This is a genomic window from Streptomyces sp. NBC_01296, from assembly GCF_035984415.1.
Classification (GTDB): domain Bacteria; phylum Actinomycetota; class Actinomycetes; order Streptomycetales; family Streptomycetaceae; genus Streptomyces.
In genome coordinates this window covers 112283-128797 of sequence record NZ_CP130721.1, presented here as the reverse complement: position 1 = coordinate 128797, position 16515 = coordinate 112283, and the positions used below count along the sequence as shown (strand labels likewise).

At 73.7% G+C, this 16515-nt stretch carries 6 protein-coding genes; all 6 read right to left on the bottom strand.

What is annotated here, in order from left to right; translation table 11 throughout:
* Nucleotides 1-97 precede the first annotated feature (97 nt).
* Nucleotides 98-1279: a macrolide family glycosyltransferase gene (locus tag OG299_RS41030; protein WP_327364999.1), complete on the bottom strand. Its 1182-nt coding sequence runs from the start codon at nucleotides 1277-1279 to the stop codon at nucleotides 98-100.
* A 133-nt stretch (nucleotides 1280-1412) separates the two neighbouring features.
* Nucleotides 1413-1925, bottom strand: a complete 513-nt coding sequence (locus tag OG299_RS41025) for a DinB family protein (protein WP_327364784.1) — start codon at nucleotides 1923-1925, stop codon at nucleotides 1413-1415.
* Between the two features lie 88 nt (nucleotides 1926-2013).
* Nucleotides 2014-2556 (bottom strand): antibiotic biosynthesis monooxygenase family protein, encoded by a 543-nt coding sequence (locus OG299_RS41020; protein ID WP_327364783.1) that lies wholly within the window; start codon nucleotides 2554-2556, stop codon nucleotides 2014-2016.
* Between the two features lie 7 nt (nucleotides 2557-2563).
* Complete coding sequence (locus tag OG299_RS41015) at nucleotides 2564-3856, bottom strand: cytochrome P450 (protein ID WP_327364782.1); 1293 nt, start codon at nucleotides 3854-3856, stop codon at nucleotides 2564-2566.
* A 14-nt stretch (nucleotides 3857-3870) separates the two neighbouring features.
* Nucleotides 3871-4728 carry an alpha/beta hydrolase gene (locus tag OG299_RS41010; protein ID WP_327364781.1) on the bottom strand — a complete coding sequence of 286 codons (858 nt, stop codon included), beginning with the start codon at nucleotides 4726-4728 and terminating at the stop codon, nucleotides 3871-3873.
* Complete coding sequence (locus OG299_RS41005; protein ID WP_327364780.1) at nucleotides 4721-16507, bottom strand: non-ribosomal peptide synthetase/type I polyketide synthase; 11787 nt, start codon at nucleotides 16505-16507, stop codon at nucleotides 4721-4723. The genes OG299_RS41010 and OG299_RS41005 overlap by 8 nt, the downstream gene beginning before the upstream one ends.
* Between the last annotated feature and the right edge of the window lie 8 nt (nucleotides 16508-16515).

The following is a 16515-nucleotide window of genomic DNA, read 5'->3' as shown; positions in this document are numbered from 1 at the left end:
GTCCAGCCGCGCTCGCGCGGGACGGCGGGCCGCGACGCGCAAAGACCCGTGCCCCGGCCGGGTGGCCGGGGCACGGGTCTTCGGAAGGCGGTGCCGGTCAGCCGGCCTGCTCCACGAGGTACTTCTCGATGGCGTCTGCGGCCAGGACGGGACCGTTCACCTGGCGCATGGCGGCGCCCATGTCCGCCACGCGGGTGGTGACGGCGCTGTCGCCGGCGACGGCCGCGACGGCCTCGCGCAGGCTGTCGACGGTGGTGTCGTCCTTGCTCAGGTGGCGGCCGAGGCCGAGCTCGTCGACGCGCAGGGCGTTGGCCTTCTGCTCGTTCATCTGCGGGATCACGACCATCGGGACACCGTGGTACAGGGACTCCATGACGCTGTTCATGCCGCCGTGGGTGACGAACAGCTTGGCCTGCTGCAGGACCTCCAGCTGCGGCACGTGGCGGCGCACCTCGAAGTTGGCCGGCAGCGGGCGCAGCTCGGCGGCGTCGATGTGGTCGCCGACGGCCATGACGACGTCCCACTCGCTGTCGCCGAACGCCTTGACGGCCGTACGGAAGAACTCGGCCCAGCCGGTGGCGGCGGTACCGAGGGAGATCAGCAGGACGGGGCGGTCCGAGGCGGGCTGCCAGGAGCCCTGGAAGGAGCGGTCGCCCATGCACGGGCCGACGAAGACGAAGCGGTCGTCGAAGGTGTCGCCGTCGTAGTGGAAGTCGCGCGGCAGGAAGATGAGGCCGAGCTTCTCGACGTACTGGAAGAAGGCCATGGGGTCGGCCGGGAGGTTGAACTCCGGCAGGAGCCGGGCCAGCTCGCCGATCATTTCGACGACCTGCGGGTCGGTGAACTCGGCCAGCGGGAACTTCTCCTGGATGGAGAAGTTCTCGTTGTTGCCGTAGCTCGGGAAGAGCCGGACGAGCGGGATGTCGTGCTTGCCGCCGTAGAAGCGGGCACCCCAGGACATGAAGTCGTGGACGATGACGTCGGGGCGGTTCTTCTCGTAGAAGGGGCCAGCCTGCTCGACGAGGGAGGTCGCGTCGTTGAGACAGCGCATTCCCTCGCCCGCATTCGCCTCATCCGTGTACGGAGAGCGGTAGAACTCACCGAATACGGATTCGTAGCGGACGGCCTCGGCGCCGATCGCCTCGATCGCGGGCACGAAATGGTCGGTCACCGTGCAGGTGACGCGATGCCCCCGCTTGACCAGTTCCTCGACGACTCCGAGCGTCGGATTCACATGGCCGATTGCCGGAAAATTGAAGAATGCAATGTGCGAAGGCATTTGAAACCCCTCTTCCTGGACCGCGGTACGGGCGAAGCCTTCTGACACGGTAGCAGCGACTCCGGCATCCCGTATCCGGGCAGATCGACCCGGATACGGGATGCGGGGATTTTCGGCCAGCCCGAAGGGCGGGTTAGAACGGCACGGACTTGCCGAGTGCGACGCGCAGGCAGCTGAGCTGTCCGCAGTGGAAGGCGTCGTGCATCTGAATGATCGAAAGCGCCTTTCCGAGGTTCTTCAGGCGGTCGTCGCCGAAGGGCTCGAGCGGGGACTCGCGGTCGAGGTCCGCGGGCTCTAGCTCGGCCACGAAGGCGCGCATCCGCTCGTGCACCTGCTGGTAGAGGGTGATCATCTCTTCCAGCGAAGGGCCCCACGACCAGTCGGAGTTGCCGTTCCCGGCGTAGTGCCGGGAGAACTCCTCGGTGACCAGGGACTCGGTGCCCTGGTGCAGGGTCGAGAAGTAGTCGGTCGCGCAGATCAGGTGCCCGAGGAACCAGACGAGCGGCTTGTGCGGGGCCGGGGCCAGGCGCGCGCTCTCCTCGTCGAAGTCCTCGGCGAGGTGGAGCACCATGCCGTAGGCCAGATCGAAGTGGTGCAGGAAATGGGTCGTCAGCGGCTGGGCCGGAGCCTCGGTGGTCGCGGTCATGAAACAACTCCTTGTCGTACTGTTCCCGAGTGACCCTCAAGCGTTCTTCGAGGAACTCTCGAGTGCTTCTCGAGCGGTCAAGTGAAATTCAGGCGGTCGCGGCGTCGTCGTACGACTCGAAATCGCTCGGGCCGGGCGGCCGGACGGCGTCGAGACGGGCCTTGGCCTCGTCGAAGGTCGGCAGTTCCGTCGTCTCCTCGGAGACCCAGTTGGCACCTTCCCAGTCGTACATGAGCTCCCTGACGCGGCGCGCGGCCACCATGTGCGGCTCGGATTTCAGGAATCCCTTGAGCGCCGCCTCGTTCTCCCAGATGCTGAGGCTGCGGGTGCTGCTGAAATTGTTCGCCGATATCGCGAGCGTGACGGCCAGCAGGCCGGGCCGCACGTAGAGCTCACCGAGGATCGCCTCGTTCAGCGCGATCGCGGCGTCCTCGTGCCCCGGCTTCGGCCAGCCGACCGATGTCGCGATCAGGTGCCGCCCGCGGATGGGCTCCTTCAGCAGCCCGGTCTCCGCGTCCACGGCGGGCCCCGTCCAGGGCGCCACCACGTTGAGGTCGGACTCGTCTCCGGCCGCGAACTCCCGGAGGGAGGCCGGTACCGGCCTCGGCTCCTGGGTCGAATTCTCCGTCATCGGTCTGTCACCGTTCCTTGCGTTGTACGACAAGCCGCTTGATTTCGGCGGCTTGGAGGTGGAGCACGCTGAAGTCGGGCTTGCGCACGAGCTCCAATTCGGGGAGCAGCGGGAGCACGGCCCGCAGGACGGCCCGCAGCTCCAGGCGGGCCAGGTGGGCGCCCAGGCAGATGTGCTCGCCGTGACCGCCGAAAGCGATCTGCGCAGTGGCGTCGCGGGTCACGTCGAAGCGGTACGGGTTCTCGAAGACCGCCTCGTCGCGGTTGCCCGCCGGGTACCACATGGCGACGGTCTGGCCCTTGCGGATGAGCCGGCCGCCGATCTCGGTGTCCTCGGTCGCGGTGCGCACGAAGTTCACGGCGATCGAGGTCCAGCGCAGGATCTCCTCGACGGCGCCGTCGACCAGCGACGGGTCCTCGATGAGCTTCTGCACCTGCTCGGGGTGTTCCAGGAGGGCCTGGATACCGCCGGTGGTCGCGTTGCGGGTGGTGCCGATGCCCGCGACCAGCAGGTTGAAGATGGTGTAGAGGATCTCGTGGAAGGCCAGCGGCTCGCCTTCGATCCGGGCGCGGGCCAGGCGGCTCAGCACGTCCGTGCCGGTGCCGTCGATGTCGGCCATGCGCTCCTGGACCAGGCCCGCGACGTAGCCGCTGAGTGCGCCCATGTTGCGGGCGAAGGTGGCTTCGGCGTCCTCGCCGTCGCGCTGGTTCTCCGGGTCGGCGGCCGCGGTGGTGCCCTCGGTCCACTCGAAGATGTCGTCCCAGTCCTTGAGGGGCGCGCCGACCAGTTCGCAGATCGCTGCGACCGGCAGCCGTGCGGACAGGCTCTTGGCGACGTCGGCGGTACCGTTCTCGTCGAGCAGGCGGGTGAACGCCGCCGCGTACTCGGCAGCCAGCTCGTGGAACCGCTCCTCCAGCTCCCTGATCGCCTTGGGCGTGAAGCAGGGCGCCATGACCTGGCGCAGGTGGCGGTGGCGCGGCGAGTCCATGTACGAGAGGGCCGGGGGCAGGTCCGGGGCGTGCCCGAACATCTCGGCCCGCGCCTCCAGCTGGGCTTCGAACATCTCCACGGCCTCGGGGGTGTCGAGGGTGACCCGCTGGGCGCTGGAGAAGAGCTTCGGGTTGCGCGAGACGTAGGCGATGTCCTCGTGCCGGGTCAGCACCCAGAACGGCTCGAAGCCGGGGCGCCGGTACCAGAACACGGGCTCCTCGCGGCGCAGCAGGTCCCACTCCGCGTACGGGTAGCCGGTCTCGGCGTACGCCGTCTCGTCGGTGATGTCGAGGTTGTCGAGCGTGATCATGACGGTCGTCTCCTTCAGCGTGCGGTGGTCTCGAGGAGGAAGGAGACGACCTGGTCGACGGTCTCCGTCCCGCGGTCGGGGGTGCCCGGGCCGCTCTGCGCGATACGGGCGCCGGGCACCTCCGCGGCGAGCCGCTTGGCCAGGCCCTCGGGGGCCAGGGCGCTTGCGCCGGGCAGCACGAGCAGGGGCGCGGGGAACGACGCGAGCCACTCCTCGGGTACGGAGAAGAAGGCCGATCCCTGCGGCCAGAGCCCGTCGCGGAACCGGACGAGGCCCACGATGTAGCGCTCGCGGCGCAGGGCGAGGATCTCCTCGCGGAAGGAGGAGACCTCCTCGAAGCGCCGGGCGTACGGGCCGGCGCCGGGCCGGGCCGCGAAGCCGCCGCCCAGGGCGGCCTCCGCGATCACGCCCTCGACGCCCTCGGCGCGGGCCAGCCGCATGGCCTCGTCGAAGGTGCCCAGGAAGTCGCCGAGGGTGTTGCTCCCGTCGATGCCGACGGGTGCGTGGGCGACGACGGCGGCGATCCGCTCCGGGGCGTCCTGGACCAGGCGCCAGGCCTGGGGGGTGCCGGCGCCGGAGGCCACGACGTGGGCGCGCTCGATGCCGAGCTCGTCCAGGACGGCCAGCTGGTCGGCCGCGGTGCGTCCGTAGCAGAACGGCTCGGCGGGGCCGGTGCTGCGACCCTGGTGGCGGGCGTCGACCGTGACGACCCGGAACTGCGCGGCGAGCGCGGTGGCGAGTTCCGCGAACGCGGCTCGCGCACCGTCGCACTGGCCCGGTACCTCGCCGGGGCCGAGGAGCAGGACGGGGAAGCCGGTGCCGTACACCTCGTAGTGGATCCGCGCCCCGTCCGGGCGCACGGTCTCAGGCATGGTTGTCCTCCAGGCTGGTGGCGATCGTGGTGATCGCGTTCATGAGTTCGGCCGCCATGGCCTCGGGGTTGGTGATCGGCGCCGCGTGGGAGCCCTCGATCTCGCGGGGGACGAAGGCGGCGCCGGTCAGCTCGCGCCACACCTCCATCGCCCCTTCGGGAAGCACCGGGTCGCTACTGCCGGACACGGCGAACAGCGGGATGTCCAGGGCCGCCCGGGTGGTGCCGCGCAGCACCGTGCGGTGGTTCTCGGCGAGCACGGTGTCCGTGCGCAGCCGCTGGACGTACTCGGCGAGCAGTTCCTCGCTGGCGAGGACTTCCTCGGGGAGCAGCCCGGCCAGCAGGGCCGCGAGCTCGGCGGGGTCGGCCGTGTCCAGGTCGCCGGTCAGCTCGCCGAGCCGGTCGAGGCCGGGGGTGAGGGGGGCCAGCGGCGGGAGCGCACAGGCCGCGACGAGCGCCAGGGGCGGTACGCCGGGCCGGTGGGCGAGCCGGTGGGCCACCTCCCAGGCCAGCCAGGAGCCCTGGCTGTGGCCGTACAGGACGACGGGGGCGGCGGGGACCACAGGGGCGCCGGCCTCTGCGGGTGCGCCGCCGGCCGGGGCGAGCCGGCCGGCGAGGGCGGCGACGACCTGGTCGGCGAGGAACATCATGTCGGTGACGGGTGCCTCGCCGCTGCGGCCGTCGCGGCCCGGCAGCTGGACGCCGAGGAGTTCGACGTCGTCGGGCAGGTGGCGCACCAGCGGGACGTGTCCGCCGGTGGTGCCGCCCATGCCGGCGACGCAGACGATCCGGGCGCGCGGGTCCGCGGCCGGCTTGAGGACGCTCAGCCAGGGGCTGTCGCCGGCAGCGGGCGCAGGGGCCGCGGGGGCCGCGGGGGCGTGGCCCCCGGGCAGGAGCTCGCCGGCCAGGTGGGCGGCGATGCCCGCGCAGGTGGCGTGGCGCAGGATCGCCTCGGTGGTCACCGCGAGTCCGGTGCGGCGGGTGAGCTCGTTGCGGACCCGTACGGCCATCAGCGAGTCCAGGCCCAGCTGCTGGAGCGGCTGGTCCTCGGGTAGCTCGGCCCCGTCCAGGCCGAGGACGGGGGCGACCTCGGCCTTGACCAGGGTGGTGACGGTGTGCAGCCGGTCCTCGGGGGACTGCGCGGCCAGGGTCGTGCGCAGTTCCGCTCCCGCGGAGGCATCGGGCAGCTGCTCGGCTTCCGGTTCCCGGGCCTCCGGCAGGGAGTCGAGCAGCGGGCGGGGCCGGGCGGCCCGGTAGGCGGGGGCGAAGGCCGCCCAGTCGATGTCGGCGACGCCGAGGGCCACCATGCCGGAGCCGAGGGCCAGGTCGAGGGCGTCCAGGGCGAGCGCGGGAGCCACGGTGCGCAGGCCCCGGGAGCGGGCGGCCCGTTCGGCCTCGGCGGTGACCATGCCGCCGCCGGCCCAGCCGCCCCAGTGCACGACGGTGGCGGGCAGTCCGCGGGCCGTGCGGTGGCGGGCGAGCGCATCGAGCGCGGTGTTTGCGGCTCCGTACGCGGCCTGGCCGGCGCCGCCCCACAGGCTGGCGCCGCTGCCGTAGAGCACGAACGCGTCGAGTTCGCGGTCGGCGAGGAGCTCGTGCAGGTGCCAGGCGCCGTGGACCTTGGCCGCGTTCTCCTCGGCAGCCGCCCCGGGGGTGAGGCCGGTGAGGGCGGTGGGCCGGGACAGGCCCGCCAGGTGGGCCACGGTGCGCAGGGGGTGGCGTGCGTCGCCGGTGCGGGCGAGCAGGGCGGCCACCTGCTCGCGGTCGGCGAGGTCGGCTTGTTCCAGGGTCAGTTCCACGCCCAGGGCGGCGAGTTCGGTGCGCAGCTGGTCGGTCTCCGGGGAGGTGCCGGGGCGGCGGGAGGCCAGCACGACGTGCTCGGCGCCGCGTTCGGCGAGGTGCCGGGCCAGGTGCAGGCCGAGGGCGCCCCGGCCGCCGGTGATCAGTGCGGTGCCGCGGGTGGACCAGGTGCCGGTGGGGCGGGGCGCGGTACGCCGCAGGCGGCGTACGTGCCGGCCTCCGGCGCGCAGCGCCACCTGGTCCTCGTGGTCGCCGGCGGCGAGGCACGCGGCGAGCTGTCCGGCCCAGCCCGGGTGGGGCTGCCGGGGCAGGTCGACGGTGCCGCCCCAGCGCAGCGGGTCCTCGAGCGCGGCGACCCGGCCGAGACCGGTGACCAGGCCCTGGAGCGGTGCGGGGACGGGCCCGCTGCCGTCGGTGTCGACCGCGCCGCGGGTCAGGGCCCACAGCGGTGCGGTGAGGCCGAGGTCGCCGAGCGCCTGGAGCAACGCGAGGGTGCTCGCGAAGCCCGCGGTGGATCCGGAGCCGTCCGGGGTGTCGTCGAGGGAGCCCAGGGTGAGGACTCCGCGGGGCGGTTCGGGCAGGGCCGAGAGGGCGGCGCCGAGGACGGCCCGGTCGGGGCCGGACGGGATGCGGTACGGGGTGGCTCCCGCGGCCCGCAGCGCGTCCTCGACGGCGTCGGCGCTCTCGGCCTCGGCCTCGGTGGTCACCAGGGCCCAGGGGCCGGTCAGGGTGGTGGGGGACGGGGCCGGGGAGAGCTCCCAGGTGTCCTCGTACAGCCAGCCGGCGACGGTCTCGCGGGACTCCTGGCGCTGCCACCAGGAGTTCAGCAGCGGGAGCAGCTCGTCGATGCCCTGCTTCAGGTGGTCGGGGGCGTCGAGGAGCGCGGCGAGGCGCTCCGGGCCGCCGTCCTCGCCGACCGCGTCCCAGAAGGCCTGGTCGGCGGCGGCTCGGGGGGTGTCCTCGGGCTTCGGCGGGTCGATCCAGTAGGAGCGGCGCTGGAAGGCGTAGGTGGGCAGTTCGGCGACGCGCAGCGCGCGGGTGCCTTCGGCGGGGCCTGCGGGGGTGACGGCGTCCAGGATCTGTTCCCAGGGCACCCGGTGGCCGTGCGTGTGCAGTTCGCCGAGGGTGCGCAGGAGTTCGGAGCGTTCGCCGTGGCCCCGGCGCAGGGTGCCGGCGACGACGGCCTTGTCGCTGCCCTCGGTGAGCGGCATGGCGAGCACAGGGTGCGGGCTGACCTCGATGAACACGTCGTGTCCGGCGGCGATCAGTTCCTGCTGGGCCAGGTCCAGCCGGACGGGTTCGCGCAGGTTGCGGCACCAGTAGGCGGCGTCGAGGGCGCGGCCGTCGAGGAGGGCGCCGGTCACCGTGGAGTAGAAGGGCACGTGGCCGGCGGTGGGCGCGAGGTCCGCGAGGTCGGCCTCCAGGGCCGGGAGCAGTGCGTCCATCCAGTGGCTGTGCGAGGCGACGGGCGCCTCGAGCTTGCCGCAGACGATGTCGTCGTCGTCGAGGGTGAAGAGCAGGTCCTCGATCGCGTCGGCGTCGCCGGACAGGGCGACCGAGGTCGGGGTGTTGACGGCGGCGACGGACACCGCGTCCCCGTAGGGGGCGATCCGCTCGAGCACCTGCTCCACCGGGAGCTCGACGATGGCCATGGCGCCGACGCCGGCGACGGCCTGGAGTGCGCGGCTGCGCACGGCCATGATGCGGGCGCCCTCTTCGAGGGTGAGTGCGCCGGCCACGACTGCGGCGGCGACCTCGCCCTGGCTGTGGCCGGTCACGGCGTCGGGCTCGATGCCCAGTTCCCGCCAGGCGGCGGCGAGGCCGACGTACATCGTGAACATCACGGGCTGTACGACGTCGAGGGCGCGGGCCGAGAGTTCGGGGCCGCCGGTGCCGCGCAGCACGTCGGCGACCGACCAGCCGAGCTGGGGTGCGAGGACCGCGTCGCACTCGCGGACGGTCCGGGCGAAGGCGGGCGACTGCTCGAACAGGGTGCGGCCCATACCGTCCCACTGGCTGCCCTGGCCGGGGAAGACGAACACGGTGCGGCCGCGGCCGCGGGCGGCGGCCTGGGCCAGCAGGGTGTGTGAGTGGCCCTCGGCGAGGGCGCGCAGGGCGGCCGCGGCCTCGTCGGTGGTGGCGGCGGTGACCACGGCGCGGCGGCCGAAGTGGGTGCGGCGCACGGCCGCGGTGTACGCGACGTCGGCGAGCCGGAGCGTGCGGTCCTCCTCCAGCCGGTCGGCCCAGCGGCCGGCCTGCTCGCGCAGCGCCACGTCGGTGCGGGCGGACAGGACGACCGGCAGGGCCCCGGGCTCCGCCTCGGGGCGGGCGGCGGCCTGCGGCTCCCCGGGGGCCTGCTCCAGTACGACGTGGGCGTTGGTGCCGCCGATGCCGAAGGAGGAAACGCCGGCGCGGCGGGGGCCCTGGGGCTGCCACGGCTTGGTCTCGGTGTTGACGTAGAACAGGTTGGGGTCGAGGCCCATCTCGGGGTTGGGGTGCTCGTAGTTGAGGCTCGGCACCAGTTCCCCGTGGTGCACGGCGAGAGCCGCCTTGATGAGGCCGGCGATGCCGGCGGTCGCGTCCGCGTGCCCGATGTTGGTCTTGACGGAGCCGAGGGCGCAGGGCTCCTCGCGGTCGGCGGAGCCGAAGACCTGCTGGAGGGCCTGCACCTCGATGGGGTCGCCCAGTGAGGTGGCGGTGCCGTGCGCCTCGATGAAGCCGACGCTGTCCGGGGTGACGCCGGCCGCGGCCTGGGCCTCGGCGATGACGCAGGCCTGGCCCTGCACGCTCGGGGCGGTGAAGCCGGCCTTGGCGGCGCCGTCGTTGTTGACGGCGCTGCCGCGCAGAACGGCGTACACGGTGTCGCCGGCGGCTATCGCGTCGGAGAGGCGGCGCAGGACGAGCATGCCGACGCCGCTGCCGAAGACGGTGCCGGCGCCCTTCTCGTCGAAGGCGCGGCACTTGCCGTCCGGGGAGACGACCAGGCCCTCCTGGTGGACGAAGCCGCGCCGCAGCGGGATGGTCAGCGAGGAGGCGCCGACCAGGGCGACGTCGGACTCGCCGCGCAGCAGGCTCTCACGGGCCAGGTGCGCTGCGACGAGGCCGGTCGAGCAGGCGGTCTGGACGGAGAGTGCGGGGCCGCGCAGGTCGAGCTTGTGGGCGACGCGGGTGGCCAGGTAGTCGTTCTTGTTGCCGATCATCGAGCGGTAGAAGGAGGACAGGTCGCCGGTGGCGTCCTGGTGGTAGCCGCCGAAGCCGGTACCGCCGAAGACGGCCACGTTGCCGTCGTAGGTGGAGGGCACGATGCCGGAGTGCTCCAGCGCCTGCCAGGCGCATTCCAGGAACAACCGGTGCTGCGGGTCCATGACCTCGGCCTCGGCGGGCGAGTAGTCGAAGAACGCCGCGTCGAAGAGGTCGGCGCCGTCGATCAGGCCGCGGGCGCGGACGTAGGCGGGGTCGGCCAGTTCGTCCTCGGTGGCGCCGGCCGCGCGCAGTTCCTCGTCGCTGAAGTACGTGATCGACTCGATGCCGTCGCGCAGGTTGTGCCAGAAGGTGTCGAGGTCGGGCGCGCCCGGCAGCTTGCAGGCCATGCCGACGATGGCAACGGCGTCCTCGCCGGCGCTCTCGCGGCGGGCCGCCGACACCTGGCGGGCCAGCGTGGCGTGCGAGCCGTCCTGCAGGAACGCGGAGAGCTGGCGCACGGTCGGGTAGCGGAAGAGGGTGGAGAGCGGGAACTCCCGGCCCAGCCCCGCACAGATGATCTTGTGTGCCTCGAGGGCGGTCATGGAGTTGGCGCCGAGGTCGAAGATGCCCTTGTCGGGGTCGACGGAGGCCAGCCCCAGCACCTCGGCCCAGGCGTTGCTGACCAGGGACCCGATGCTGCCGTCGGCCTGTGCACGGGCCGACGCGGTGGCCGCCGCGGGGGCCGCCAGCCTCAGCAGGGCGCCCCGGTCGACTTTCTTGTTGGGGGTGTGCGGCAGTTCGGGGAGCCGGATGAGCCGGGACGGGACCATGGCGGCGGGAAGCCGCTCGGCCAGGGCCGCCAGCAGGTCCTCGTCGGCGGCGGCGCGGCCCGGCGCCAGGGTCACGTACAGGCACAGCCGAGGGTCGCCCGGCACGTCCTCGCGGACCACGGCGGCCGCTTCGGCGACGGCGGTGTGCTCGGCGGCGACCGCCTCGATCTCGCCGAGCTCGATGCGGTGGCCGCGGAGCTTGACCTGAGCGTCGGCGCGGCCGCAGAACTCCAGGCTGCCGTCGGCCCGGTGGCGTACGACGTCGCCGGTGCGGTACATGCGGGCGGCGCCGTCCGCGGCGAACGGGTCGGGTACGAAGCGTTCGGCGGTCAGCTCCGGGCGGTTCAGGTAGCCGCGGGCGACACCGAGTCCGCCGATGAAGAGCTCGCCGCGGGTGCCGCGCGGCACCCGCCGGCCGGCCGCGTCGAGGACGTACAGCCGGTTGCCGAGCAGGGGCGTGCCGAGCGAGACCTCGCCCGGCACCGCGTCCCAGGCCGCCGACCACACCGTGGTCTCGGTGGGCCCGTACATGTTCATCAGCCCGCCCGGGCACAGCCGGTCCAGCTTGCGGGCCAGTCCCCGGTCCAGGGCCTCGCCGCCGACGAGCATCCGGCGCAGGCCCTGGACGAGGGCGCGGCCGTCGCCGTCGGCCAGCAGCATGCGTGCCAGCGACGGGGTGCACTGCAGGTGGGTGGGGGCGTACGGGAGGTAGTCGGCCCAGCGGGCCGGACCGCCCTGCCCGACGACGACCCGGTAGCCCCGGGTCAGGGTCCACAGCAATTCGAGGGTGGAGATGTCGAAGGAGAGGCTGGTGACCGCGAGCCAGGTGTCCCCGGTGCCGCCGCCGACCCTCAGGTCCATCGCCGCGCAGAAGTTGGCGAACTGGGCGTGCTCGAGCTGGACGCCCTTGGGCAGGCCGGTGGACCCGGAGGTGTAGATGACGTACGCGAGCGAGGACAGGGCGGCCGCCGCGGCGGCCTCCTCCCCGGGGAGCTCGCCCTGCTCGGCGCTCTCGGGGAACGCATCGGCCAGCAGCACCTCGATGCGGTCGTCGGCGATGGCGGCCGCGCCCTCACGGGTGGAGATCACCAGCAGCAGGCCGCTGTCGCGGACCACGTGCTCCAGGCGGGCCTGGGGGTACTCCGGGTCCAGCGGGACGTAGGCGCTGCCCGCCAGCCACGTCGCGAGCACGGCGACCACGAGGTCGGCCGAGCGCGGCAGGTGGATGCCGACCAGGGTCCCGGGGCCGGCTCCGGCGGAGCGCAGGTGCCCGGCCATCGCCGCCGCCCGGGACACGACCCGGCGGTACGTCCAGTCACGGCCGGCGTCGACGAGCGCCACGGCGTCGGGCGTGCGGCGGGCCTGGGCCAGGATGCGCTCGAGGGCGGTGGGGCCGCTCACCTCGGCCGCGGCGTGGCCGCCCTGCTCCTCCAGCCAGGCCAGTTCGGCGGCGGAGATCAGCTCAAGGACGCCGACGGGCCGGGCCGCGTCGGTGGTGACCGCCTCCAGCAGGGCCGTGAAGTTGTCCGCCATGCGGGCGGCCGCGGACCGTCCGAGGAAGCCCGGCAGGAACTCCAGTTCGCCGCGCAGCCCCTCGCCGTCGGGGGCGAGGGTCAGGCCGACGGCCGACTTGGCGACGCCGCGCGGGCCTCCGCCGACGGCTCCGGCCGACGGCGTCCAGGCGCCAGGTCCCTCGCCGAGCGGGGGCAGCTCGCTCGCCCGGTAGTTGAAGACGGCGCCGAAGAGCGGGTTGTCCTCGCCGGTGCGCTCGCCGCCGACGGCCTTGACCAGCTCGGACAGCGGCAGGTCCTGGTGCTCCATCAGTTCCAGGACGCGGGGCGCGGTCGCCCCCAGCACCTGCTCGAAGTCGGGGTCGCCCGCCAGCTCGAAACGCAGGGGCAGGGTGGTGACGAGGAAACCGAGCAGGTTCTCGGTGCCGGCCAGCCGGCGGTTGGCCCACACCGTGCCGAGGGCGAAGTCCTCACTGCCGGTGGTACGGGCCAGCAGGACGGCGAATGCGCTCGCGTACACGGTGTACGGGGTGACCCCGGTCCGCGCGGCCAGCTCCTCGACGCGGGCGCGCAGGGCGGCGGGCAGGGTGAAGCCGGTGGTGCCGCCCTCCGCTTCCGCCCGTGCGTCCTCTCCGGTGCCCGAAGCGGCGTCCGCGGCGGGCAGTTCGAGCCGGCCGAGGCCTTCGAGACGGCCGCCGATCACCTGCAGGCCCTTCGCGAAGCGGCCCTCCCGGACGGCCCGCTGCTCCCAGGCCGCGTAGTCGCCCAGCTGGAAGGCGGGCTCGGCGGCCTCGGGCGTGCGGCCCTCGGCGCAGGCGGTGTAGGCGTCGAAGAGCTCGCGGGTGAAGACGGACAGGGACCAGCCGTCGATGACGGCGTGGTGCAGGAAGATGCCGATGAGGCTTCCGCCGTCACCGGTGTCGGCGAGCAGGCAGCGCAGCAGGCCGTCCCCGTCCAGGCGCAACGGGGCGCGCTCCTCGCGGCGGATGCGGGCGTCGAGCTCGTCCTCGCCGAGGTGGCTGAGGTCCTCGTGGGTGAACTGCGGCTCCCCCGCTTCCCGTACGACCTGCACGAGTTCGCCCTCACGCAGCTCCAGGGCGGTGCGCAGCGCCTCGTGACGGGCGCTCACCCAGGCCAGGGCCGCGCGCAGCGCGGCCGCGTCGAGGCGGTCCGCGGTGCGCAGCACCAGCGGGGTGTTGTACTCGGCGCTGGCCGGGCGCAGCTGCTCCAGGAACCAGAGCCGGCGCTGGCCGTCGGTCGCCGGGTGCGTCTCGCGCCGCGCGGCGCGTTCCAGCCCGGCCTCAGTGGCGCTCGGGGCGGCGTCGAGGGCGTGGGCGAGCAGGTACGCGGCGATGTCGTGCGCAGTGGGGTGCTGGAAGGCGAGGTTGACGGGGAGCGTGGCGTTCGTCAGCTCGGTGAGCCGGTTGCGTAGCTGGAGCCCCATGATCGAGTCGAGGCCGAGCTCCTGGAGCCGTTTGGCGGCCGGGACCGGGGCGGCGGCGCCGAGGACCGCGGCCGCCTCGCGGCGGACGAGTTCGGTGAGGTGTTCGTGGCGTTCGTCGTCGCCGAGGGCGGCGAGGGCGGCCCGCAGGGCGGCCGGGCCGTCGGCGGCGTCGGCCGGGGTGTCCTGGGTCCGGTCGGCGAGCGCGGCGATCTCGGCGGGGTCGAGCCGGCGGTATCCGGGCACGTCGGTCCAGTACGGCTTGCGCTGGAATGCGTAGGTGGGCAGGTCGGCGAGCCGGCTGCGGCCGTCCTCCGCGGCGCCGAAGACCCGGGTCCAGTCGCCCGGGTAGCCCATGGTGTGCAGGGAGCCGAACGAGCGCAGCAGTTCGTCGAGGCCGCCCTGGTCGCGGCGCAGGCTGCCCACGACGGCGCCGTGCCGCTCGGCGGTGGCGCTGGTCAGGGGCATTCCGAGGACGGGGTGCGGGGAGATCTCGACGAAGACGTCGTGGCCGTCGGCGGCGAGCCGTGCCAGGGCGAGGTCCATGCGGACCGTCTCGCGGACGTTGCGGCACCAGTAGCCGCCGTCGAGGGCGGCGCCCTCGAGCACGCCGCCCGTGACGGTGGAGTAGAACGGCACGGCCGTGGCGCCGGGGCGCAGGCCGGCGAGCTGCTCGGCGAGCCAGGGCAGCATGGAGTCGATGTGCGCGCTGTGCCCGGCGGTGTCCGACTGGATGCGGCGGCAGAAGACGTCGCCGCCTTCGAGTGCGGCGAGCAGGCGCTCTACGGCGTCCACGTCGCCGGAGACCACGGTCGAGCCGGCCGTGTTGACGACGGCCACCGACAGGGCGTCCCCGTACGGGGCGATGAGCTCGCGGGTGCGGTCCACGGGCAGTTCGACCAGGGCCATGGCGCCGCGGCCGCTGCACTCGCGCAGCTGGCCCTGGGAGCGCAGGGCGGTCAGCCGGGCGCCGTCGGCGAGGGAGAGCGCGCCGGAGACGACGGCGGCCGGGACCTCGCCCTGGCTTGAGCCGACGACGGCGGCCGGTTCCACACCGAGCGAGCGCCACAGTGCGACGAGGCCGATCATCACCGCGAAGAGGGCGGGCTGGAGTACATCGATCCGCTCGAGGGTGAGTTCGAGGTCCGCCTCGCCGCGCAGGACCTTCGCCACCGACCAGCCGGTCCAGGGCGCGAGCGCGGCGTCACACTCCTCGACGGCCTTACGGAACACCTCGCTCTGCTCGAGCAGTTCGCGGCCCATGCCGGGCCACTGCGAGCCCTGGCCGGGGAAGACGAAGACGGCGCTGCCGCGCTCGCGGGCGGTCGCGGAGGTCAGGCAGGGGTGGGGCCGGCCCTCGGCGAGTGCGCGGAGCGCCTCGGCGGCCTCCCGGGGTCCGGCCGCGACGACCGCGGCGCGGAACTCCATCGGGGTGCGGTGCAGGGCGGCGGTACGCAGGACGTCCGGCCAGTGGGCTTCGGGGTGCTCGGTGATCCAGCGGGCCCAGCGGGCGGCCTGTGCGCGCAGCGCGGCGGCGTCGGAGCCGGAGACGAGCAGCGGGCGGGGGACGGCGGACCAGGGGGTCTGCGCCGTCGTCGCGGCCGGAGCCGCCGCGGGTTCGGGGGTCTCGGCGGGCGCCTCGGCCGGGGCTTCCTCGACGATGACGTGGGCGTTGGTGCCGCTGATGCCGAACGAGGAGACGCCGGCCCGGCGCACCCGCTCGCCGCGCTGCCACGGCGTGTTCGCCTGCAGGAGCCGCAGGCCGCTGCTGTCCCAGGCGACGTGCGGGCTGGCCTCGGCGGCGTGCAGGGTGGCGGGCAGCTCCTCGTGCTGGAGCGCCAGGATCATCTTCATCACGCCGACGACGCCGGCGGCGGCCTGGGTGTGGCCGAGGTTCGACTTGGACGAGCCGAGCCACACGGGCTGTGCGGCGTCCCGCCCGGGTCCGAAGACCTCGGCCAGCGCGCCGGCCTCGATACGGTCGCCGAGCGGGGTGCCGGTGCCGTGGGCGTCGATCGCGTCGATGTCGGCGGGGGTCAGGCGGCAGGAGGCGAGCGCGTCGCGGATCACGCGCTGCTGCGCGGGCCCGTTGGGAGCGGTCAGGCCCTGGCTGCGGCCGTCCTGGTTGACGGCGGAACCGCGGACCACGGCGAGGACCCGGTCGCCGTCGCGGCGTGCGGCCGAGAGCTTCTTCAGGACGAGGATGCCGACGCCCTCGGACCAGATCGCGCCGTCGGCCCCGGCGGAGAAGCTCTTGCAGCGGCCGTCCGGGGCCATCGCGCCGAGGCGGCTGGACTCGACGAACATGGCGGGCGAGCTCATCACGGTGACGCCGCCGGCCAGGGCCAGTTCGCAGTCGCCGCCGCGCAGGGCCGCGACCGCCGAGTGGATGGCGACCAGCGAGGAGGAGCAGGCGGTGTCGATGGTCAGGGCCGGGCCCTGGAGGCCGAGGGCGTAGCTGATGCGGCCGGAGACCACGCTGCCGGAGATGCCGGTGCCCTGGTAGCCGTCGAGGACCTCCAGGGGAGCGTTGCCGGTGTCGTAGTCGGAGCGCATGGCGCCCAGGTAGACGCCGGTGCGGCTGCCGGCCAGCGCGTCGGGGCGCAGGCCGGCCCGCTCCAGGGCCTCCCAGGAGGCCTCCAGGACCAGCCGCTGCTGCGGGTCCATGGAGACGGCCTCACGGCGGGAGATGCCGAAGAAGTCGGCGTCGAACTCCTCGAGCCCGTCGAGGAATCCGCCTTCCTGCGCGTAGCTCTTGCCGACCGCCGCGGGGTCGGCGTCGTACAGGTCGAGACCGGCCCACCGCGCCGGTAGCGGGCCGATGGCATCGCGGCCGCCGGCCAGCAGCTCCCAGTACTCCTCGGGCGTGGTGACTCCGCCGGGAAGCCGGCAGGCCATGGCGATGACCGCCACCGGCTCGTGCCGCTCGTTCTCCAGCTCGGCGTTGCGCTGCTGCAGCTGGATCACTGCAGCCATGGCCCGCCGAAGCCGGTCCTCGTTCGCCTGGGCGCTCATGTTGGCCA

Coding starts and splice junctions, on each gene's coding strand:
- OG299_RS41020 (WP_327364783.1), bottom strand. CDS start 2,556: ATGACGGAGAATTCGACCCAGGAGCCGAGGCCGGTACCGGCCTCCCTC.
- OG299_RS41010 (WP_327364781.1), bottom strand. CDS start 4,728: ATGCCTGAGACCGTGCGCCCGGACGGGGCGCGGATCCACTACGAGGTG.
- OG299_RS41005 (WP_327364780.1), bottom strand. CDS start 16,507: ATGAGCGCCCAGGCGAACGAGGACCGGCTTCGGCGGGCCATGGCTGCA.
- OG299_RS41015 (WP_327364782.1), bottom strand. CDS start 3,856: ATGATCACGCTCGACAACCTCGACATCACCGACGAGACGGCGTACGCC.
- OG299_RS41030 (WP_327364999.1), bottom strand. CDS start 1,279: ATGCCTTCGCACATTGCATTCTTCAATTTTCCGGCAATCGGCCATGTG.
- OG299_RS41025 (WP_327364784.1), bottom strand. CDS start 1,925: ATGACCGCGACCACCGAGGCTCCGGCCCAGCCGCTGACGACCCATTTC.